General features: G+C 50.9%; 22 protein-coding genes. 14 read left to right on the top strand and 8 right to left on the bottom strand.

The annotated features are described in order from the left end of the window. Positions 1–3 precede the first annotated feature (3 nt). Both GA004_RS07065 and GA004_RS07060 read right to left on the bottom strand, forming a co-directional pair. Positions 4–1,155 carry a mandelate racemase/muconate lactonizing enzyme family protein gene (locus GA004_RS07065; protein ID WP_283396616.1) on the bottom strand — a complete coding sequence of 384 codons (1,152 nt, stop codon included), beginning with the start codon at positions 1,153–1,155 and terminating at the stop codon, positions 4–6. A 324-nt stretch (positions 1,156–1,479) separates the two neighbouring features. Then, positions 1,480–2,352, bottom strand: coding sequence for a helix-turn-helix transcriptional regulator (locus tag GA004_RS07060; RefSeq protein WP_283396615.1), 873 nt, complete (start codon positions 2,350–2,352; stop codon positions 1,480–1,482). Between the two features lie 132 nt (positions 2,353–2,484). Between GA004_RS07060 and GA004_RS07055 the strand changes: the two genes are divergently transcribed. The 3 genes from GA004_RS07055 to GA004_RS07045 all read left to right on the top strand — a co-directional run bounded on the left by GA004_RS07055 (position 2,485) and on the right by GA004_RS07045 (position 8,443). Further along, positions 2,485–2,982: a cupin domain-containing protein gene (locus tag GA004_RS07055; RefSeq protein ID WP_283396614.1), complete on the top strand. Its 498-nt coding sequence runs from the start codon at positions 2,485–2,487 to the stop codon at positions 2,980–2,982. 158 nt (positions 2,983–3,140) lie between these two features. Continuing rightward, positions 3,141–4,007 (top strand): phosphoenolpyruvate hydrolase family protein, encoded by an 867-nt coding sequence (locus GA004_RS07050; protein WP_283396613.1) that lies wholly within the window; start codon positions 3,141–3,143, stop codon positions 4,005–4,007. An 83-nt stretch (positions 4,008–4,090) separates the two neighbouring features. Continuing rightward, a complete protein-coding gene (locus GA004_RS07045; protein WP_283396612.1) occupies positions 4,091–8,443 on the top strand; it encodes a PVC-type heme-binding CxxCH protein in 4,353 nt (1,450 codons plus the stop codon). 398 nt (positions 8,444–8,841) lie between these two features. On the opposite strand, the gene GA004_RS07040 is transcribed toward GA004_RS07045, so the two are convergent. After that, a complete protein-coding gene (locus GA004_RS07040; RefSeq protein WP_283396611.1) occupies positions 8,842–9,021 on the bottom strand; it encodes a hypothetical protein in 180 nt (59 codons plus the stop codon). Between the two features lie 62 nt (positions 9,022–9,083). Here GA004_RS07040 and GA004_RS17945 point away from each other — a divergent pair, with 62 nt between their 5' ends. After that, the gene (locus tag GA004_RS17945) at positions 9,084–9,524 is read left to right on the top strand and encodes a cation diffusion facilitator family transporter (RefSeq protein WP_343218827.1); all 441 of its coding nucleotides are present in this window, start codon (positions 9,084–9,086) and stop codon (positions 9,522–9,524) included. On the opposite strand, the gene GA004_RS07035 is transcribed toward GA004_RS17945, so the two are convergent. Continuing rightward, a complete protein-coding gene (locus GA004_RS07035) occupies positions 9,419–10,057 on the bottom strand; it encodes a DUF4202 domain-containing protein (protein WP_283396610.1) in 639 nt (212 codons plus the stop codon). The two genes, GA004_RS17945 and GA004_RS07035, sit on opposite strands and share 106 nt — an antisense overlap. Positions 10,058–10,443: 386 nt before the next feature. On the opposite strand from GA004_RS07035, the gene GA004_RS07030 reads away from it, so the two are divergent. After that, positions 10,444–11,727, top strand: a complete 1,284-nt coding sequence (locus tag GA004_RS07030; protein WP_283396609.1) for an alkaline phosphatase D family protein — start codon at positions 10,444–10,446, stop codon at positions 11,725–11,727. Positions 11,728–11,884: 157 nt separating this feature from the next. Next, a complete protein-coding gene (locus GA004_RS07025) occupies positions 11,885–12,358 on the top strand; it encodes a DUF192 domain-containing protein (protein ID WP_283396608.1) in 474 nt (157 codons plus the stop codon). 161 nt (positions 12,359–12,519) lie between these two features. Here the strand turns inward: GA004_RS07025 and GA004_RS07020 are convergent, their stop codons facing one another. From GA004_RS07020 to GA004_RS18155, 4 genes are all read right to left on the bottom strand, one after another. Beyond that, complete coding sequence (locus GA004_RS07020) at positions 12,520–13,794, bottom strand: type II secretion system F family protein (protein ID WP_283396607.1); 1,275 nt, start codon at positions 13,792–13,794, stop codon at positions 12,520–12,522. An 8-nt stretch (positions 13,795–13,802) separates the two neighbouring features. After that, entirely contained in the window at positions 13,803–15,488 is a 1,686-nt protein-coding gene (locus GA004_RS07015) for a GspE/PulE family protein (RefSeq protein ID WP_283396606.1), read from the bottom strand. A 72-nt stretch (positions 15,489–15,560) separates the two neighbouring features. Then, complete coding sequence (locus GA004_RS07010) at positions 15,561–16,043, bottom strand: hypothetical protein (protein WP_283396605.1); 483 nt, start codon at positions 16,041–16,043, stop codon at positions 15,561–15,563. Positions 16,044–16,150: 107 nt separating this feature from the next. Next, positions 16,151–16,384, bottom strand: a complete 234-nt coding sequence (locus GA004_RS18155) for a DUF1294 domain-containing protein (RefSeq protein WP_425492928.1) — start codon at positions 16,382–16,384, stop codon at positions 16,151–16,153. Between the two features lie 276 nt (positions 16,385–16,660). Here GA004_RS18155 and GA004_RS07005 point away from each other — a divergent pair, with 276 nt between their 5' ends. Genes GA004_RS07005 through GA004_RS06970 form a run of 8 tightly spaced genes read left to right on the top strand, consistent with a single transcriptional unit; the run spans position 16,661 to position 22,288 of the window. Next, positions 16,661–17,158: a Na+/H+ antiporter subunit E gene (locus GA004_RS07005; RefSeq protein ID WP_283396604.1), complete on the top strand. Its 498-nt coding sequence runs from the start codon at positions 16,661–16,663 to the stop codon at positions 17,156–17,158. Continuing rightward, the gene (locus GA004_RS07000; protein ID WP_283396603.1) at positions 17,158–17,463 is read left to right on the top strand and encodes an MrpF/PhaF family protein; all 306 of its coding nucleotides are present in this window, start codon (positions 17,158–17,160) and stop codon (positions 17,461–17,463) included. Before GA004_RS07005 ends, GA004_RS07000 begins: the two co-directional genes overlap by 1 nt. Then, positions 17,460–17,801: a monovalent cation/H(+) antiporter subunit G gene (gene mnhG / locus GA004_RS06995; RefSeq protein WP_283396602.1), complete on the top strand. Its 342-nt coding sequence runs from the start codon at positions 17,460–17,462 to the stop codon at positions 17,799–17,801. The genes GA004_RS07000 and mnhG overlap by 4 nt, the downstream gene beginning before the upstream one ends. Continuing rightward, positions 17,798–18,043, top strand: a complete 246-nt coding sequence (locus tag GA004_RS06990) for a hydrogenase subunit MbhD domain-containing protein (RefSeq protein WP_283396601.1) — start codon at positions 17,798–17,800, stop codon at positions 18,041–18,043. The genes mnhG and GA004_RS06990 overlap by 4 nt, the downstream gene beginning before the upstream one ends. Then, positions 18,040–18,798 (top strand): Na(+)/H(+) antiporter subunit B, encoded by a 759-nt coding sequence (locus GA004_RS06985; RefSeq protein WP_283396600.1) that lies wholly within the window; start codon positions 18,040–18,042, stop codon positions 18,796–18,798. The genes GA004_RS06990 and GA004_RS06985 overlap by 4 nt, the downstream gene beginning before the upstream one ends. A gap of 4 nt (positions 18,799–18,802) precedes the next feature. Continuing rightward, positions 18,803–19,276: a cation:proton antiporter subunit C gene (locus tag GA004_RS06980; protein ID WP_283396599.1), complete on the top strand. Its 474-nt coding sequence runs from the start codon at positions 18,803–18,805 to the stop codon at positions 19,274–19,276. After that, positions 19,273–20,793: a complex I subunit 5 family protein gene (locus tag GA004_RS06975; RefSeq protein WP_283396598.1), complete on the top strand. Its 1,521-nt coding sequence runs from the start codon at positions 19,273–19,275 to the stop codon at positions 20,791–20,793. The genes GA004_RS06980 and GA004_RS06975 overlap by 4 nt, the downstream gene beginning before the upstream one ends. 1 nt (position 20,794) lies before the next feature. Continuing rightward, positions 20,795–22,288, top strand: a complete 1,494-nt coding sequence (locus GA004_RS06970; protein ID WP_283396597.1) for a monovalent cation/H+ antiporter subunit D family protein — start codon at positions 20,795–20,797, stop codon at positions 22,286–22,288.

Here is a 22,288-nt window from a genome sequence, read left to right as displayed (position 1 = left end):
TATCTACTTTTTTGATACATATAGGCCGTCCGCAATTTCTTTGGTCATACGATCCACAAAATCGGGCGTAAGAAATTCCATGCCGTGCCCCGGCGTATCCAGTGGCGATACATACGGTCCATCTTGAAGCTCCATTGTCGCAATCGGCGCATAGTCACTGAGCCAACGATGTACTTGATGATTCTCCACTGAGTCACAATTCGGTACCGACGCGGCGAAATGAATACTTGTCGAAAAGAGACAAACGGTATTAGCCGCGTGTAAGGAAATTGGCAAGTCATGAGCCTCGGCCACCGCTGCAATCTTCAATCCTTCTGTAATGCCCCCGCAAACACACAAATCAAAGTGGACAAATTCGGTCGCTCTCTGATCGATCAAATCCTTAAAAGCGCGGCATCCGTGCAAAGACTCATTCGCGCAAACAGGAATCCCGCCACGCTTATTCACGATTGAGTGGCCCTTCGTATCGGTTAGGGCGACCGGAGACTCAAACCAGTAGATATTGTGCTCTTGTGCTTTCCTAGCCAAGCTCAGCGCCTCAGGAACGCTGTAGGCATGCAATGCATCAATCATAACGCGACTATCCGGACCTGCCGCTTTGCGTGTAACCGCGATTCGTTCAAGGTCCTCTATTTGCGGAAGACCGCCAACTTTTATTTTAACTCCAGAAAATCCGCTTTCGCAGTAGCCTCGAACTTCCGAAGCAAGATCGTCGATAGACTTATCCCTTCCATAAAGACCCCCACTCGCATAGGTATAGACACGGTCTGAGTGTCCGCCAAGCAATTGATAAAGCGGGACGTTCAAAATCTTCGCTCTTAAGTCCCAGAGGGCGAGATCAAGACCGCTGAGCGCATTCATCATAACACCCTCCATCGTGCCTATTGGGGCCAGACCTCCGATTCGCTCTCGAATCCGCTCAATAAAATGCGGGTCTTCTCCTCTGACCAAAGGAGCGAAGTCTTGGTTGATGATATCCACCACCGCACGAGTGGAACCGTAAAAAGACCAGATCTCTCCAACACCAATCATGTCAGTATCCGTCTCCACAAACACGAAAACTACCTCTTTAGCGCTAAACGCCAAGGCGGGATTCCACAAATCGCCTCCCATGGGGAAGTTGATTTGCTTCGCGAATACTCGTTTGATTTTCATCTGAGCTAGATCGAAACGATGAATAGAATTTGTAAACAAAAAAGCCAGAAAAGCCCTAAGATCGCAATCCCTTGAAAATCAGCGAATGGTGCAGCCTTGAACCGGTAATACGCTCTCCATCGGATATCCCGACGGTAGGGCAAGAAGAATCTCGAGGGAAAATGAGCACCATCCGCTCTTTGCACATCATCCAATCGAGTGGTCTAATCGATTCGAACAAGGGCATTTAGTTGCTAACCAATCAGCCCTATCAATCTAGCTGACACGAATGCTTGAGAATGTTGTACTTATCGTCTAGTACGTTTGAATCCAATCAAAATATACTTAGCGATACTGAGATGGACTCCAACCTACCCACTTTTTAAAGAGTGTAGAAAATGTGAAAGCATTTTCGTAGCCAACTGAGTGAGCGATTGTTTCGATCTTATCATCGGTCGAGCTCAAAAGATGTTTCGCTCGCTGGATACGCAAAAAGGTCAAGTGTTGCATAGGACTTCTCCCATATCTCTTGCGGCATAGGCGTCTAAGATGCTCTTCGCTTACGTGGGCGATTTCCGCCAACTCGCACAAATTCCACTTCCGATTCAGATCCGGTTCTACTTGGTTCCAAAGCCTCCACAAACGATCGTCGTAGTCATGCGGTTGAGCAAACCGCAGCGCGTACTGATGGGCTAGGTCAACCCAGTAGCCCAGAATACTCGGACTGTTCATGCCACAAGTTTCCGAATACATCCCTTCAATCGCCGCCTTCAAGGGTCCACCGTCATATTCTTTCAAAACCGGGGAATTCTGCGACACTATCGGCTTTTGCTCTCTCGATTCTAAGTACCGGACCCAACAAAAGTCCCATTTTTTGTCCTCTTTACACCTAAAAGAGTTTTGCACAAACGGGGGAAGCAAACACGCCTCGCCCGAGCGGACTGTTTTCCAAGCTCCATCGACTCGAACACTCCCCTCTCCTCCAAAACAAGCCATCATGTAGGATCCCGACTGGTCCGTGCGAACAATTTCAAAAGGATACCTGCACCTGAGTATTCCAACATGGGCGATGTGATGCTGTTTGAGCAACGGACACACGGGACTTCCCGCCATCCAGGGGCGCTCTTCAACCGCATCGGACCGAACGAGCAAGAAGGTAGAATCACCCAACACGAGCACGTCTTCTGAACCGTTGGAGCTGGAATTGTGGGGTGACATTTATAAATACCTCTATTTGTAGGACTTCCGATAATTCTATCAAGAATTACGAAATCCTGATTCAGAATGAATCAAAATCAAGGTTGATTTTCGGTAGGTTTTTGTTGACCGATTTCCTTTGCGAGACCACTCATGGCCAACCACAAATACGAATCGATTCGAGTCAAACCCACACACACTGATATCCTATTTTCAATCATGTCAGATTCAATCAAACGCTTCATGCAAGCCGCCGACGTAAAGAAGGAGCAAGATCCCTGGGCTACCGTCGAATGGCTATCCAATAAAGAGCTGGTAGGAGCTGAAGAGCTTCTGATGGTGAGAGCCACTATCGCCGCGGGACGCTCCCACCCGTTTCACACCCACCCAACTAGGGAGGAAATAATTTACGTGGTATCCGGACAAGCCGAACAGTGGGTAGAAGACGAATACCGGATACTCAAAGCAGGCGAGATGGTCCTTGTTCCACAGGGTGACGTTCATGGTACCTATAATCCGTTTGACGAAGACGTCACCTTCCTCGCTATACTTTCCCCCCTCGATGGAAGCGAACCCAACATCGTGGACGTATCCGAGCAGGAACCCTGGAAATCCTTGCGGGAAAAACAAAACCGACCCCCCGTGGAATAATTTATCCCCCGCAAATGCTACGGAGAACAAAAAGCAAGCGTTAAGAGGCAAGCCTCTGTGCATTAAAAGTCGCGGGCGATCCCATCTGTAATCTAAAAATCCTTACAACACATCTGAAATCTAAATCTTAATTCTAAAATCTAAAATCATTCGCTATAATGCCAAATCCCTGGACTGGAAAAGGAAACCCGTATACGCGTCAAGAGATGCGCGATCGCCTTCAAACAACGCTCGACAGCGGTGAAACCATAATCGCTGCAGGAGCTGGAACGGGCATCAGTGCAAAGTTCATCGAAAAAGGGGGAGCCGACCTACTCATCATTTACAATTCGGGTCGATTCCGCATGTCGGGTCACGGTTCGACGGCCGGGATGATGGCCTATGGAGACGCAAATGCGGTCGCCATGGAAATCGGCGAATTCGAAGTACTGCCCACGGTTGAGGAAATCCCAGTCATCTGCGGCGTCCACGCCACCGACCCACGCCGCCGCATGTGGCACTGGCTTCTTAAAGTGAAGGAGATGGGATTTTCAGGTGTAAACAATTTCCCAACCCACTGCATCGTCGACGGACACTTCCGAAACGTATTAGAAGAAACCGGCATGCCTTTCTCCAAAGAAGTCGAAATGGTGGAAATCGCTTCGAAGATGGATCTCTTCAGTATCGTCTACGTCGCCAAGCCTGAGGAAGCGGCCGCCATGGCGAAAGCTGGAGCCGACGCGATCATTGCCCATGTTGGGACAACGGTCGGAGGCTCTATTGGCGTAACGGGAGCCGTTTGCTCAATGGAGGAGGCAGCTGCGAGATGCCAATCGATCTTCGAAGCAGGTCGAGCCATCAACCCTGATATCTTTCTTCTGTCGCACGGCGGCCCCATCAATACACCGGAGGACGCAACCAAAGTCAACGAACTCACCGATGCCCAGGGCTTCGTAGGGGCCTCCAGTCTCGAGCGAATGGGTGTGGAAGAATCGCTCACCAACCTGACTCGTAAATTCAAAAAAATCCCCTTTTCCCGTAAATAGGGTTTTCAAATACGCACCAGAAGTCTATCAAAGTACATCCGAGTCCTACGGGGCCTCCCCCGGCTCGTAGACCTTTCCTTACCATGAAACATTACCTCATTTTATTGCTATTGACCGCCTTTACCGTTCTCAACGCCCAGGCCGCCGATCCGATTCGCGTTTTTATCCGGGCCGGAGAAAAGACCCATGCTCCGGGGGCCCACGAGCATCCCCAATTTCTGAAAAACTGGACCGAGCTGCTCGAGTCTCGCGGTGTCGAATGTGACGGCGCCTTAAAATTCCCTACGAGCACACAACTCGCAAAAACAGATGTCCTAATACTCAACGCTAAGGAAGCGGGCAACATCGAAGGTGAGGAACGCGATAATTTGAACGCCTACCTGAGGCGCGGTGGCGGGCTCGTAGTCATTCACGCTGGTGCAGTCTCTCGCGATCCTGACTGGTACAAGAGCATCATTGGCGGGTCCTGGCGTCACGGGACCACAAAGTTCCTTGAAGCGCCAATGAGCCTCTATTTCACTAATATTCCGAATCCAATAACCAAGGACATTTCCAACTTCGATCTCGAAGACGAGATCTACTACGACATGGATGTATCGTCCCAGGTCAAGGTCCTTGCCACCGCCTACACACCCAAAGCGATCGATACCAAAGGACGTGGCAACCAGGAAGCCCAAAAACGGGCGGCGGAAGCAGTTGCCCTCGGCCAGGCAGTCAACATTTACGACATCCAGCCTCAGGTTTGGACCTACGAAAACAAACTCGCCGGAGGCCAGCCCTATCGTGCCTTTGTCCACATCCCCGGCCATTGGAACAAGAATTTCTCTCACGCGGGTGTTAAAGCGATGATCCTGCGCGGAATTGCCTGGGCAGCGAAACGAGACAACGTCGACATGCTTTGCCAAGCCGACGAGCTCGGCGACAACTTAAGGTACGTCGAAGGCGGCGTTCCTCGACCAGAGAAATTGCCCAGCTACCTGAACGTACATCCTGAGTTCGAGATCTCTCTCGTCGCATCGGAACCTTTAATCAACAACCCGATGAATATCAATTGGGACGAGCAAGGCCGTCTCTGGGTGGCCGAAACTCCTGAGTATCCTAATGGTCTGCGCAAGGTGAACGTTCCTGCCTGGATGGATTCCGGATCGCTTAAGCCAGGCGAATACGACCGTGACCCACTCGATCGGATTAGCATTCTTTCGGATACAGACGGCGACGGAGTAATGGATTCCAAGAAGGTCTTCGCAGACAAGATCGAACTAGTGAACAGTTTCGTTTTTCATAAGAACGGGGTCATCGCCACCGCCGCTCCCGACATTTGGTTTTTTGAGGATACCGACGGAGACGACGTAGCCGACAAGCGGACCAAACTTTATACCAATCTCGGCATTCGAGACACCCACGCCGTCATCAACAACCTCCATTACGCGGCCGACGGGTGGGTGTACGCAACACATGGATACTCTTCTTCCGAAAACGTCACATCGGGCGACGGCAAAAAAGACTTTGGTCCCATCGACAATGGCGTCGTCCGCTTCAAGCCCGACGGAAGCCACATTGAGCAATACGCTTCTCGCAACGGCAATACCTGGGGAATGGACACCACCATGTCGGGCGAAGTCTTCTACACACAACCCACTACCGGTAACCCACTAGTACATGTGGTCTTGCCCGAACCTATATTAGCCAAAGGGAAATTGCCCGGAGTCAGCGGCACCAACGGCCTACTTCCTGGTGCACGCACTTTCCCCGCCATGCAGTGGGAACAACAGGCCTACGTGCAAATCGATCAAGTCGGACGCTACACCGCTGGAGCAGGGACCGTTATTTATGAAGGCGGCGCCTGGCCGAAGAAATGGGAACTCAGCTATTTCACCAGCGAACCCACCCTCAATATTATCGGACACTTCAACGTCGTCAAGGATGGCGTATCCTTCAAGGCCACCAAAGAGGTCGGTCGCGAACAACAGGAATTCATCTCCAGCACTAACTTGTGGTTTCGTCCCATCGAGGTGATGACCGGCCCAGATGGGGCCATGTACATCGTCGACTTCTGCAATCAGGCCATTATCCACAACGACACTCGCGGTCCCGTCCATGGACCGGCCAATGCCGCCGTTCGGCCTGACCGCGACCACTACTACGGCCGTATTTGGAAAGTGCAGCACAAGGAGGCGAAAGCGATTGAACCCTCCTCCCTCGACCGCAACAACGTGGCCGCTCTCGAGAAAGCCGCTGAGAGCCCGAACGAACAAATACGCAGCACCGCACAAAGACTCCTGCGCGAATACCACAGTGCTGAGCCCAGCGTTGTCGGTAGCGACGCCGTGCGGGCCTACCACAACGCCTTCAACGAAGGCGACCCCGCCAAGATAGTCGCTAGCGTGAAAGCGGCCCAGGACGACTGGACCCGTTCCGCCCTGGTTGCCGCCTCACAAGAACAGGCAATTGAGGTGATCGAGGCAGTGCTGAAAACCGATCCAAATGACTCTCTGATCGCTTTCGCGACAGCCCTTTCCCCCGACGCCCTAAATAAAGGCGAAGCCGCGGCCAACGCTGCCCGCCTTCTCAAAGCCTGTGAACAAGCCGACGACCAAGCTAGCCCGATTAAAGGGGCTGTGTTGAGAGCCCTAGCTGACAATGTTTCCCAGCCACCTCGAATGACTAATGCGCTGAAGGCAGCTCTCGCCTCTTTGCTCAGCAAGGACAATACGAAAGTGCTTGTTTTTCCATTGGCTATTCTTTGGGACACTCAGGGACAACTAGCATCCCAAACGAATGCCATCAAGTCCTCCATGATCGACAGTCTTTCGGTTTCGAGTGTCTCCAATGAAGAGCGTATCAGCATCGCCCGAAGTCTGGTTAGTATCCATAAAAATGATTCTAAGATCCTACCTGCATTGACCGCGCTACTTTCAGGCAATGGAAGCGAATCTTTGAAATCCGGTATTATTATGGCCCTCGGCTCCGTTGACGGTGAAGACCTTGGGGATACTCTCATCGCTCAATTTTCGGCCTTGGAGGGCAGCCTGAAAATGGGAGCTTTCGAACAAATCGTCAAGCGCCCCCAATGGGCGCGGGAGTTCCTAAAGAGGATCGATAATGGGAAGATAACTCCAGTGGAACTCGGCCCTGGAAACATCGCTCGACTCCGAACTCATCCCGATCGCAATACGTCGCGGGCTGCAGACCGGCTTTTTGCCCGTATCGCTCCGGTTAGAGCTGAAAAGGACGAACTCATCGCAAAACTGATTCCTGAGGTGCAGAAGCCTGGTGATCCCGCCAAAGGAAAGGTCCTCTTTGGGGCCTGCTCCGTTTGCCATAAGCTCGGCGACACCGGAGCCTTAGTCGGTCCTTCCCTTGACGGTATGGGCTCGCATGGAGCCGCTGAACTTCTTGGACATATCATCGACCCCAATCGCGTATTGGAGCAAAACTACATGGCCCACAATATCACAACAAATGGCGGCGAAACCTTTGTTGGTGTTATTTCAACCGAAAACGAATCTACCCTAACGCTGGCGACACAAGCGGGGGCTAAAGAGATCTCTAAGTCCAATATCGCCAAACGCGAAAACACTGGACGCAGTCTCATGCCAGAGGGATTCGAAGCCTTGGGAGCCGTTGGACTCCGCGACTTACTGGCTTTCATTATCGCTCAAGCTGGTCCTGCCCCGGCTGAAAATGCCAATGCGGCGGCGGCCCCGAAAACGCCTACCCCCATATTAAATCGCCGCAAATGGCCGGACCCGATTCCCGCCACTCCAGTCAATTGGGAAAAAGGTAAAACCTCAGTCCTTATAATCAGCGGCGGCTCTTCCCATAAATTTCACGAGTTCTTCGGAAAGTCGGATTCTAAAACCTTGGAGGATGCTGGATTGACTGTTCACTACACCGAAGATGTAGCCCAGGCCACCAAGGAGCTTGCTAACGCCGATGTCGCAATAATCAGCGTCAATCGTGCCGGTTTCGACACACCGGAATACCGTAAAGCCCTTATGAATCGCATCGCTGCAGGCAAAGGCGTTATTATGCACCACCCGGGTACCTGGTATGGATACAAGGAGTGGCCGGAACTGAATTTAAAAGTAGTCGGCGGCGGTACCCGAGGACACGACAAACTCGGCCCTATGGGTGTTCGCGTAGTCAACAAAAGCCACCCGATCATGAGAGGGGTCTCGCCTGAATTCGAACTGGTGGACGAACTCTATATGATGAACCGAGACGGCTCACCAAAAGGCGCCGCCAAGATCCGCGTCCTCGCAGAAACCAGCGTCAGTGCCAAGTCCGGAGCCCGCCATCCCGCCGTGTGGACTACCCAGCACCCAAAAGCTCGCATCGTAGGATACACTCTGGGCCACGACGAACGCGCCCACGATCATCCGGACTATCGGAAGATTCTCATCAACGCCGCGAAATGGATCGCACGTAATTAAATCTTTGATACATATTGATCCCTTAAGAATCCACCCTTTAGCATCTAGGAATCCAGCGGGCTTTGGAGCTCCTTTAATGTATCACTGGGCACGGTGTGTGCATAGATCATCGGATGGTAATCTGCTTTGCCGAATCCCGTTTCGCGTCCGACAACATAGCGCATTCATATAACTCGGCCTACAAAGACTTGCATCTTCTCCGAATCCCGTGTTTGTCCGCGATTTTACTAAAATAAAATGAGCTGCGATTGTCACCTCGAACCAGACACTACTGCCCAGAAGTTTGTCCTGAAGCGACTTCTCATCATTAACGGCTTGATGTTCGGTTCCGAGCTTATCGTCGGATTAATTACATAGTCATCTGGAGTCATCGCTGATTCGATCGACATGTTGGCAGACTACCTCGTTTCTGGCATATCGCTTTTCGCCGTCGGAGCAGCCAATTCGGTGAAGATCGGAGCAGCGAGAGCGAGCGGATGATTCCAGATTGCCCTTGCCGCGAGCATCTTGATCGATGTCTGTCGCCGTGCCGTATTCGGGAGCGAGCCAAGTTCGTTTCTGATGTTCGACGTCTCCATTGTGGCACTAGCTGGCCAAAACGTATTGCTTGATTCTTCTGTCGCACCAGAAGAATCGGGAGGTGCATATCCAGGCAAGCTGGATTTTTGCCCGAAGCGACGTCGTTGCCAATTTGGGCGTGATACTAGCGGTTATCGTTGTCTTTCTTTCGCAGAGTCGGTCGCCCGACTTGATCGTCGGCGCAGGAATCAGCCTGTTTGTCCTTTATGGCGGAATCTCGATCTTGATCGATGCAAAAAAGAGAAGCAGAACAAGCCGCGGCACCACAAATCGATCCCGTACATGGACGAAAAGCCATTTCGGATTCCGAGCACTGATTTACGGTTTCACCGATGCTCTCCGTATTGAGTCTGGTGTGCTCAAACGTTCAGCAGGTGCTCAGAGAAACTGGCTGATTCAGCCATTCAATGCCAATCCAACGAGTCTAGCCTCTTCCTCTCCCAACTTTAGACCAAGGGCTGTGTTCTTTCCCTGTTCGCTCATCTTTACCCAAGTTTTCTGAAGGATCGTGACCATTTTCTCCTCGGTCGTTTTCAGTCGGAACTCGGAAAACTGGCTTTCCAGAAAGACGAGGCACAAGGCGTCTTCCATCGCTTGCGAGTCAGGATTGCTTTTCAGATCCTTCTTCAGGTTGATCGTCCGTACGGTCTCGATAAACTCATTGGAGTAATCAAGCTCTTTCAAAATCGACGCGGTCTTATCGGCATGAAAGCGCTTCAAGTCCGCTCGCCACTTGAGATAGCCTGCTCGTCCTTCCGGATAATCCGCCCGGGGAATTTCCCATCGGCAAATATGCTGGCTTCGAGCGGCGATCAAAAGGGCCTCCGAAGCTTCTTCACAGAAGGAGACCACTTTGGCAAAAAGCAGACAACCGAAATAGAATTCATAGCCCATTTCTTTCCCATCCCGTGTTACACGATTCGGGTCGGCGCTATTCAGGCGGTCTATTCGTTCAATCGCTTCACGAAAAAGGCCGCCATTTGGTAGCTGTTCCGCTACAGCAGATACCTGTTCCCCGTCAAAAATTGAATTCATCACCAGAGTTTAACTGCGGGCTCGCCAGAATCAATCAACTGAATTCCGACTTTTCCAACGGGAAATTAAGGACGTGACTCGGCTATCAGGCTAATAGCTACACCCAAAGCCAAAAAGCGAATGAACCCGACCCAGGACTGAAGCTCACTGTCCCCTAAAAAACCGTTCCTGCTACGGCACCCAGCACACCCCCCTAAGGCAAATCCCTACGGTGCGTTGGAAGCGGTTCGAAGAGAATCAGGCTTCCCTTCCCTATTATTGTAATTAACAATCTTTTTAAATTTTGGCGGGTTTCGCAATCCGCTGTAGATAAAAAGAATCCGATGCCGCGCAACCTTAGACCCATAATATCCTCTCTTGTAATTCTTATTGCTGCCCCCCTGCTCATGTCTCAAGGACGTCTGATGCAGGGTCCCATGGTGGGGAGCATCGAATCCGAGAGCGTCACCATCTGGGCGCGAGTCGCCGGTCCTAGCGTTTTGAATATTCGCTACAGTGATCAACCGAGTTTCTTCAACGCCCAGCTCACATCTCAAATAATCGCGACGAAGGAAAACGACTATTGCGTGACTGCTAAAATCGATGGTCTGAGACCGAATTCTTTCTACTACTACCAGGTTCTCGTGGACGGCGAGCCCGTCGACTACGATGGCTACCCTCTGCTTACTGCTCCGTCCAAGGAGATGCGTACGAAATTCTCGATCGGATTCGGATCTGGCGCCCGGTCCGATAAGGATGGACTGCAGGCAATCTGGCTGCAGGTGCAGAATGCCCGTCCTAATGCTTTTTTCTGGCTAGGTGGCAACGAAGCCTTTTCAGAACTCTCCCCAGAGTTCCAAGCGGAAGAATACCGCCGGCAACGGAGCATTCCCTTTCTGCAACCCCTGTTGCGTTCAATTACACAGCTCTCTACCTGGGACGCGCCCGCCACTTTGCCACAGGACGAGCTCGCCGACTCCCTCGAGATCTTTCAACGCTACTGGCCCAATCCCGCCTTTGGGACCGAGGAAGCTCCTGGATCGTACTTTAACTATCAATATGGCGGAGTGGACTTCATATTCCTCGATACATACTCCTATCGTGACGAAGATGACCATTCTACCATTCTAGGAGAGGTTCAGATGAAATGGCTTCAACAGCAGCTCAGCCAGAGCGCAGCGACGTTCAAAGTGCTCCTAAGCGGAAGCAGCTGGAGCAACCTCGCAGCGGAAAAACACAACACCTGGACCGCATATCCGGAAGAGCGCAAGGGTCTCTTTAGCTATATTCGCGAAAACGAGATTGATGGTATCGTACTGCTGTCCGGGGATGATGACGAAGCCGAAATCAAGGCAATCCCAATGTCACGTGAAGGCGGCTATGACTTCTATGAGCTCGTGAGCAGTCCGTTGGCTCAGATTCCGGCTCCTGACTATACCGAGGACAACACAGCGGTAATCGCGATCGAAGAACCCTATGCCGACTCCATGAACTTCGGTACCCTGACCTTTGATATGGCAGAAGACGATCCCGTCGTTTCGTTGAAAGTGATTAACGTTTTTGGCGAGAACGTGTTTCCGGAATTTGAACTGAGGGCGAGCGAGCTAACCAACGGCAAAACTTCCTGGAAGAGCAAAGTCCCCGCTGAAGCGGTGGCCCACTTCGAAGCCCGTACAGGATCCGCTCTTTGAACCAGAATATTCCATTTTCCTCGCACCTGAATACTAATACTAACAAACACAAACTAAGCTTTCGAGCCTGGCTACAAAGACAGACGCAAACCGTCTGCCAAGCAAACCAAGTTGGTGATTGCCAAGGCCAAATCGAATTGCGACAACGAGGACTCCTATGATTCCAGTCCGATCCCACACGTTGTCGCTCCTTCTCCTCTGCGCTTTGGCGATCAACCCCGCTTGCGATAGCGATTCACACAAGATTGATGTTCAGGAAAATGTGCTTCCCGTCGTCGATTTCGGGCACGCCCGGGTGTCGGTCGAACTGGCCGTCGATCAAGCAACTCAGGCCAAAGGGCTCATGTTTAGAAAGTCGATGCCCGAGGACCAAGGTATGCTTTTCATTTTCGACCGACCCAAGCAAATGTCGTTTTGGATGCGCAACACCCACCTCCCCCTCGACATTGGCTTCTTTACGGCTGACGGCGTCTTGCGGGAAATTTACCCGCTCTACCCCCACGACGAAAACTCCAGAAAATCAATACGCTTTGATCTCCTATACGCCCTAGAAACCAACCAAGGCTGGTTCGAACGCCACGGCTTGAAACCTGGAGACAAGTTTGATCCAATGTCGGTGCGAAATCCTTAGCAAGGATCGCAATGACCAGAGACAGTCGTCGCGATGAGATTGTCGCCGCAAAAAAACGAGTGCATGAATTGCTCCGAAAACAGGACTTCGAGCATGTTTCCAACGAAGTCGAGCTCGAGGGCAAATCCTGTTATCTGGATCAAAATCGACAGCCTAGTGCCCTACTGGGCGATGTTCTGCATCAACTTAATGAATGGCAGAAAGAGGGAAATCGCGATTACTAGGACACTGATCGCCAACATCAAGATAAGAATGGGCTCTATGACTGAGGTGACACTCGAAATGGAGGCATCCACCTCCTCGTCGTAAATTTCAGCAATCTGGTTGAGCATGTTCGGCAGCTCTCCGGTTTCCTCTCCTACTTCGATCATACTCGAAACCATCGGCGGGAACAATCCTGTGGCCTCGATGGGTTTCGAGAGAGGTTCACCATCGCGAACCCGATTTCTCACCTTGTCCACCGCGTTCATGATAAACCGATTTCCCACGGCCGCCCGAGAGTAGTTCAGTGCTTCCAGAATCGGAACGCCACTTTCCAGCAGTGTGCCCAAAGTGCGACAGAAGCGGGAAACATAGATTTTCGAGAAGGTATCCTTGATTAGCGGAAGGTTCAATTTGACGAAGGCAAAAAAGACCGCCCCCGCGCGGGTCGAACGAAATCCGGTAAAAAGTAGAAAGGCGACGACCAGACCGACTAGTATTCCCACAATATTCGAGGTGATGAACTGGCTCAAGTTCATCACAATCCGCGTCAGAACCGGAAGCTGTTCACCATTGAGCTGCTTGTCGAATATGGCAGCGAATTTCGGGACAACGAACGTCATCAAACCCAAAACAATCAGCAATGAAAAGCTGAATACAACGATTGGATAGATCGATGCCTGAGTCACCTTGGAGCGAATTTGACGCGCTTTCGTCAGATAGTGAGCCAAGCGGCCCAAAGCCATATCTAGAGTCCCGCTCGCTTCTCCTGCCTTGACCATGTTCAAATAGAGTGCGTCAAACTCCTTTTTGTGTTGGGCAAGCCCCTCCGAGAACGTGTTTCCGGAGCGGATATTCTCCAGCTGTTGGCTCAGTACCCATTTGAAGGCAGGATTCCGTTCCTGAGCGACTAGCACCTCGAGGCTCTTGATCAACGAGAGCCCATTCTGCAACAACGTCGAAAGCTGTCGAGTAAAGATGGCGAGTCCCTTACCCCCGATAGCCGCTCCAAAATACAATGGTTTCTTGACGATTTCCCGACGGTCGCCCCGCACGGTCAATCCGCCACCTCCCGACGTGCTTGCCTTCCGGGATTTCGCCTTTACCGGCGTCACCTTCGCCGGAATCAATCCATAGCTCTTTATTTGAGTAGACGCCAACTCCCGGCTGGGTGCCTCAACCATGCCGCGGCGCTCTTCCCCTCCACTATCCAATGCTATAAATTCAAACTTCATCTATGCTATCAAGTATACCGTATCACCTCTTCCACGGAGGTAGCACCCGTGAAAATGCTCCGAAGCCCATCTTCCCGCAAGGTACGCATCCCTTGCTGTATCGCGCGATCCCGGATCATCCCAGAGGGTTCGCCTGCCGCGATCAACTCGCGAATCGACTCCGTAATTTCCAAAATCTCGAAAATCCCCAACCGACCTCGGTAGCCCGTCTTCGCGCAATTGTCACATCCGCGCCCGGCATAGATCTGCCGATTGGCAAGCATCTCAGGATCAAGTTCAAGCTGCTCAATCAGAGCCACGCTCGGCATGTGCTCACGACGGCAATCCATACAAATCCGCCGCAACAGCCGCTGAGCGAGTACCGCCTCAATCGAAGAAGCAATGAGAAACTCCTCAATTCCCATGTCCATCAAACGGGTGACCGCTCCAGCCGCATCGTTCGTATGCAGAGTCGACAGCACGAGGTGTCCGGTTAATGATGCCTGGATCGCAATCTGAGCGGTCTCGAGATCTCGAATCTCGCCGACCATGATGATGTCCGGATCCTGTCTCAAAAAGGCCTTGAGGGCATTCGCAAACGTGAGATCGATGGTCGAGTTGATGGCAGTCTGCATGATACCATCGATCTCGTACTCAATCGGATCCTCGGCGGTCATAAGCTTATTACCGACTTGGTTTAGGCGCTTGAGACAGCTGTACAAAGTCGTCGTCTTGCCAGAACCCGTCGGCCCCGTTACGATGAAAATGCCATTGGGAAGAGCAATCGTCTTCGCTACCACTTCCACAATGTCAGGAGGCATGCCGAGGCTATCCAACTCCAGCGTGGTTGCCGATTGGTCCAGAACCCGCAAAACGACGCTTTCCCCAAACTGTGTCGGCAAGGTAGAGATCCGAAGATCCACCGACCGACCAGCGACGGTTAAACGCACCTTTCCATCTTGTGGCACACGGCGCTCCGCAATGTTAAGATTTCCAATAACCTTGATTCGCGAAATTATGGGAATCGCCAATTCTCGCGGTGGCGGAGACATTTCGTACAAAGCGCCGTCGATCCTGTAACGAATTTTGAATTCATTTTCAAAGGGCTCGAAATGAACATCCGAGGCCTTGTCGCGTATCGCCTGTGAAAGGACAAGATTGACAAACCGGATGATGGGGGTTTCCCCAGCCATATTGAGGAGATTCTCAAGAGACACCTCCTCATCTTCTACGCTTCCTATATCTATTTCCTCCAGTATCCCCTTGTAATCTACGTCACCAAGTCGGTAATACACATCGATCAACTCCCCAATCGTCTTGGGATCCGCAACCACGATTTGAACCTCTTTGCCCACAGCAAAGGACAAGTCATCCACTAGGTGGTCATTGAACGGATCGGAAGCGGCTATAATTATAACCGTATCCAAAGATTCAATAGGCACGACGCCATACATTCTGGCCAAATCTATGCTGAGCTGAGAAACGACTTCGTTGGGAATGTCTGGCGGGATTTCCGCTCGATACTCAAAGCTTAGGAAACGGGCTACCCTATCGAGAAGGTCCTTCTTGCTCACATGCCCTTGATCCACCAACAGACTCGCAACGGAACGCTCCAGTTCCTCCGAAGAGGCACTCAGGTTCTCCAATATCGACTCGTCAACCAGCTCGTAAGAGCGGCACAAATCCAATATGGCGGCATTTCTTGATTCGAACATGATTTAAACATCCCACTAAACGGTGACGACCGCCTAGAGCAACAGGAAAGAGCAAGCCACCCGCTAGAGGACTTAAAAGTCAAATTCGGGTACAGGCGCCACATTGTACTCTATTTTGCGATACAATTCGCCGTCGGTATAGATTTCCATCTCGTACAGCCCTACCGGGTCTGACTTGTCGAAAACAAAGCTACGATTGAGCTCCCATACGAGTTCCTCCTTCGATTGCAGAGCCTTTCCGCCCTCAAGTACCGTGTAATACTGCTCGATCCCCTCTGGCAAATTCTTCATTGGCTCTGGAAAACGGACTACGTAATAGAGAAAAAACTGGGCGCCATCCTTTCGCTTGATCGAAAATCCGTGAGCATAGGCAAGATCCGCGTGCTTTTCGATTTCCTTGGTTTCCAGATACACCTCCGCAGATCCCTGTGAATTGGGGGAAATCAGCCCGAACTTAAAACGGTAAGCATCTTTTTTAGCGAAGACGCTCGTCCCCGCTAGCACCAAGACAATAGCGAAAGCCCCCACACGAGCCATTAAGATCCTATTTATCATGGTATTTTTCTATAAATTCTTAGTATTCCCCGTCAATAAAAGGGTGCGATGACGAACTCCAAACCATACTTTTGACAGCTCTTAAACCCAAGGTTCCCGGAAAGCAGTCAGAATCGGGCTCTAATGAAAACGACAGTTAGAACGACTCCTACAACAAAACTAGGCCAGAATTTCCAAAAGAAAGAGTTTTTACGAGTCTTATGCCGCACCAAGAGCATGGCGCAGATCGTACCCACCTCTCCCCCTAAAAGCGTCACGGCCAATAGGGTTGATTCAGGGACCCTCAGTTTTTTCCACTTAGACATCCGTTTGTCCCAGGAGAACAGGCCAAAGGCTAACACATTTGCACACGCTATCACGATCAGTCTGCTTTCAAGATCCACTGGATCGCGAGTGGAGAAAATTACGGGCCTCAGATCAATCCTTACTCAGCTCCGCCAAGGCTCGTGATCATCGATCGGCCTACTCCCCAATTTCGATTCCGCTTGATGGAGTCCTATTTTTTCCAAAAAGACTTGTGAAAAAAATCCGAAACCCTTTTCTAACGATTTTGCACTTCCTTCGTGCGCCGAAGATCGGCGACAGGCCAATTTCACCTCCTCACTTTTCTTCCATTCATGTATCGTCTCTGCATTTTCCTCCTCCTATTCGGGATCTGGATTATATTCTCGGGACAGTTCGATGGGTTCCATATCACCCTCGGCATCCTTTCCACCGCATTCATCACTGCGATCTCCTCGAACTTCTTTTTTGAGAACCGCTCCCAAGGATTCGGCAATCGGTTACAGCAAATCATCCGAATTCCTTGGTACATCGTCTGGATGCTTTACCAGATTTGGCTTTCCAATCTCCACATCTTGAGGCTGGCACTTAGTCCCAATGAGCTGCCGGAGGTCGAACCAAAGCTGGTTCGGATTAAGACAAACCTGAAGACCGATTTCGGGAAGTGGATGCTCGCAAATTCGATCACTCTGACTCCCGGAACCATAACGATCGACATCAAAGACGACGAACTTCTGATCCACTCCATCAGCAGCCTTACGACTGCGGGCGTCGAGGAAGACGACATGGAGAGAAAAATCGCCGCCATTTTTGAAAGGGAGACCACTAACTAATGGAGAAGTTTTTCATCTTTGCTGGAGTTGCCATTTTCGCCCTTATGTTCCCGATCGTCTGGCGTATCATTGTGGGTCCAACCGCAATTGACCGAATCGTCGCGGTAAATGTAATCGGCACCAAAACAACCGTTCTACTGGTCCTGATTGGCATGATCTACGGTCGGGTAGAGATGTTCGTGGATTTCGCTCTTACCTACGCCCTCCTAAACTTTATCGGATCCTTAGCCGCCGCTCGATACTTTGATCGGGTCAATCCCGATAAGAACTTCTCAAACTCCGAAGCTAAGGAGCAAGAATCATGATTCCAGCCACCATTTGCATCGTCCTTGTCTGTATTGGAATTCTTTTTTTTGTAGGAGGAGCCGTCGGGATCATTAGGTTTCCTGATTTCTACACGCGCATGCATGCTGCTGGGAAAGGGGATACGATGTCCGTCTTCCTGATTCTCATGGGTTTAGCCACCTACCAGTTGGCCGACTTCAGCTTGGCTAACATCCTAGTCGCTGGCAAAATTCTTTTCATTACGATGTTTATAATGTGGGCCAGCCCCACCAGTACCCATGCCTTGATCAAAGCGGGATTCGAGGAAGGACAGAAACTATGGACACGGAACGGGGTAGAGGAGGACTCTGACAAATGATTTGGGCATTCGATCTAATTACCCTGATTTTTCTCGTTATCACCGCGATTATATCGCTGCAGACAAAAGATCTGCTCAGTGCCGCCATGATTTTTGGCGTCTACAGTTTCCTTATGTGTCTGCTTTGGGCCGGGATGGCGGCTGTTGATGTTGCCTTCACCGAATCCGCGGTCGGCGCCGGCGTTAGTGCCGTCTTTCTAATCGCTACCGTTCTGCGCACAACACGGAGGTCTTCAGATTGAAATCGTTCGCTCTTATTGCCGTCATTCTTACGGGCTGGCTTCTCCTGACTGCGGTAAGTGATTTTCCCGACTGGGGAGATACGGAGTCACCCGCCAATGACTACCGCCTTTCTCAGCACTACATCACGGAAACCTTCCCTGAGTCCAGTGTTCCTAATATGGTAACCGCCGTGCTTGCAGACTATCGTGGATATGACACGATGTTTGAGACAGTCGTTATTTTCGTGGCAGGCATTGCGATCATGAGCATTCTTCGCCGCAAACCTCTAGACCATCTCAAGGACAAAGGAAAGGAAACCCGAACTTACAAAAAAGATCCTGACCTGATCATAGACACGACCTGTCGTTTGATGATTCCGATTATTCAACTGTTCGCCCTGTACGTGGTCGCCCACGGGCATCACAGTCCCGGAGGAGGTTTTCAGGGTGGAGTTATTTTTGGAGCCAGCTTCATCCTTCTCGCACTTTCGCGCGACTTGCAAGCCGCTCAAAGATGGGTCCCCGAAAAACGGGTACTCAATCTCGCTGGTATCGGAATCCTGATCTACTCCGGATTTGGATTCGCCTGTATGCTACTGGGGAGCAACTTCCTAGACTACGAAATACTCCATAAAATCATGCCAGCGACTCCCGTAGAGGCTAGGTCCCATAGCATGTTGGGAGTTGAAATTGGGGTAGCCTTCACTTGTACCGCAATCATGTTCTCGATTTATTCCAACCTAGCCTCCAACGGCGATATGAAGGAGACCCTCTAGACCGATGGAACTGCTCGAAGCGCTAAGTACCAAATTTAACTACTGGATATACGTAATCATCATGATGATCGGGCTCTACGCCATGATCTCGAAAAACAATCTAGTTAAAAAACTGATCGGTATGTCTATATTCCAGACAGCCATCATTCTCTTTTACGTTTCAATCGGTGTAAAGGAAGGAGCCACCATTCCGATCCTTTACCACGATCAAGTTCACCCCTCTCACGGAGACCGTCACCATGGAGCGGATACTGGACACGGCCAAGACCATCATCCAAGCCACGAGGAAATAGTTGCAAATCTCCACATCGAGCCAGACGACTTTGGCAATCCCCTTCCTCACGTCCTCATGCTAACGGCTATCGTAGTCGGTGTCGCAACTCTAGGTGTCGGTCTCGCCCTAACCCAAAAGGTATACCGAGATTTTGGTTCAATCGAAGAGAGTGAAATTCTCGAGTCAATCAAGTCTGCAAAATGATTGATCAGTCTCCCGCTATAATTCTTCTCGCCCCTTTCCTGCTTGCTATTTTGCTCGCACTTCTGGGCATCAAGCGTGAATGGCTTTGTTTTCCACTAGTCATTGCGGGTCTAGCTATTTCGGTCGCTGCCAGTGTGGTCACCTTGATGCGCGTTATCGATGAGGGAACCATCCAGTACTTTTTCGGCGGATGGGAACCTCCGTTTGGCATTAATCTTCGCGTCGACGGACTCAACGCCCTAGTGGCCTTGGCTGTATCAACGGTCTCTTTGCTAACAGCCATCTATTCAAAAAGGGCTGTTCCTGCTGAGACCTCGGACAAAGTATCCCAATTTTACACTCTCTACCTGCTATCGGTAACCGGACTGCTCGGCATCGTCCTTACAGGTGACGCCTTCAACCTTTACGTTCTGATCGAAATATCCGCGCTAACAAGTTATGCATTGATCGGGATGGGCTCAAGAAGAGCCACACTAGCGGCTTACAAATACCTGATCATGGGTACAATTGGGGCGTCCTTCTACTTACTAGGAGTTGGTTACCTTTATATAAAAACGGGTTCCCTGAATATGTATGACATTCAGGAGCAAATTGTTGCTAACAATTTGCATGGCTCGCCTTCGATATTCGTTGCCTTCGTAGTAATCATGGTAGGCGTCTGGATTAAAATGGCATTCTTTCCTCTACACTCCTGGCTGCCGAACTCATACACCTATGGTCCCTCCACTACCAGTGCCCTCCTAGGGCCTCTTGTGACAAAAGTCATGATTTATGTCATGATTCGAATGATACTGACCGTATTCAGTCCCGAGTTCGCTTTTGATCAACTCGATTGGAGCAACATCATCGTCTGGATGTCGGTGATCGCGATATTGGCGGCTTCTATCTCAGCCCTTGCTCAAGCCAGTCTGCAAAAAATCCTGTCCTTCCTTATCATTGCCGAAGTCGGCTACATGGTCGGCGGAGTTTGGCTGGCCGACGAAATGGGTATGGTCGGATCAATCTACCACATCATCGCTGACGCGTTTATGACGCTTTGCGTGTTTCTTTTTGCCGGTATCATTTTCGCCAAGACAGGAAGCCGCGATATATCCGCGATGGGGGGACTTTTCACTAAAATGCCCCTCACTATGGTGGGATTTCTAGTCGGTGCGTTTTCCTTAATCGGCATTCCCCCGACAGCCGGATTTTTCAGTAAATGGTACTTGATTCAGGGCGGGATCAGCTCTGGTCATTATGAATATGTAGCTGCCCTTCTCATTTCTTCGTTAATCAATGCCGTTATTTTCTTCCGCATTATCGAGATTGCCTATTTTGGAACCAAACCCGCAGAGGGACATGGCCACCACCATAATGAAGAGCACAAAGACGGACCGAAGGAGGCCTCATTCTCAATGCTCTTCCCTCTCCTCATCACCGCAGCTCTGTTGCTTGGTATCGGACTCTACAATCAGGAAGTAGTCGCGATCATAACCAACTTCGTCTCCCAATTTAAGATTGGAGCCATCATTCTTTAGTATGCCTTCTTCCATCACTAGCTTCACACCGGTATTGGCCAGTCTGGTTTCCCTCTTGGCGGTGCTCCCTATTGTACTACTTGGCAAAAGGCCAAATTTGCGCGAAGGCGCAACTTTCCTAGCAGCATTTATCAAATTCGGGCTGGTCGTGTCCATGCTCCCGACCATTTTGGCCGGCTCGACAATCGAGTTCACCGTTTGGGAAATCGTTCCCAACTTGGCCATCGCCTTCCGCGTGGACGGGCTTGGAATGCTTTTCGGATTGGTGGCGTCCTCGCTATGGATCGTTACTTCGCTCTATTCTATCGGATACATGCGCGGGCTGAAAGAGCATTCCCAGACCCGCTTCTTCACTTTCTTTGCGATCTCTCTGTCCGCTACGATCGGAGTAGCTTTCGCCGCGAATCTTTTCACTCTCTACCTGTTTTACGAAATGCTGTCACTGGCTACGTATCCGCTAGTGACCCACCATCAGGACAAGGAAGCGAGAACCGGTGGCAGAACCTACTTAACCTACTTGCTAAGCACATCAATCGGGTTCGTGCTTCCCGCTCTTATCTTTGTTTATGTCAAGACCGGGAGCAGCATGGAGTTTTCTAGCAGTGGCTTCCTTTCTGGCCACATAACGGCCTCCGAAGCGCTCATTCTCCTCCTTCTCTTCACATTCGGCTTCGCAAAGTCAGGCCTAATGCCTTTCCATTCCTGGCTCCCGGGAGCGATGGTCGCGCCCACTCCGGTGAGCGCCCTCCTTCATGCCGTCGCGGTCGTTAAGGTTGGAGTATTTTGTATCCTTCGCGTCTTTACAGGAGTATTCGGGACTGACTATCTCCAAGATTTGGACATTGCTACGGTCGTCGCCTGGATCGCGGCCTTCACCATTGTCGCATCGTCTCTGATTGCCTTAACTCAGGATAATCTCAAGCGCCGACTCGCCTTCTCGACCGTTGGCCAGCTTTCCTACATCATTCTCGGAGCCGCGCTGCTGAGTGATAGAGCCGTGACAGGTTCAATGACCCATATTGCGATGCACGCAGTTGGGAAAATCACCCTTTTCATGTGCGCCGGAGCGATCTTTGTCGCCACGGGAAAGAAATACATCAGCCAAATGGACGGACTGGGCCGCAAGATGCCGATAACGTTCGCCGCCTTCTCCATCGGCGCTCTGAGCGTGATTGGCCTTCCCCCAACGGGTGGCCTCATCAGCAAGTTCTATCTAGTCACTGGGGCAATGGATGCCGGTCAATCCGCATTGCTGGTCATCTTTCTCATAAGTACTATTTTAAATGCGGCCTATCTGTTGCCCATTGGGTATCGAGCCTTCTTCCCCAAAGACCCTCAACTGGCAAAACAGCCTTTCTCTTGGAAAACCACAGAGGAGGCGAACTGGCAGTGCATCACGCCGCTTAGCATCACAGCAGTGCTAGCGATTATTCTTTTCATTAAACCACAATTCCTTCTTCAGCTCGCCGGACTAATGGTGGGCGCGAACGGCTAA

The sequence above is a fragment of the Candidatus Pelagisphaera phototrophica genome (genome assembly GCF_014529625.1).
Classification (GTDB): domain Bacteria; phylum Verrucomicrobiota; class Verrucomicrobiia; order Opitutales; family Opitutaceae; genus Pelagisphaera; species Pelagisphaera phototrophica.
The sequence above is the reverse complement of the archived record's forward strand: the minus strand, read 5'-3'. Positions and strand labels throughout refer to the sequence as shown.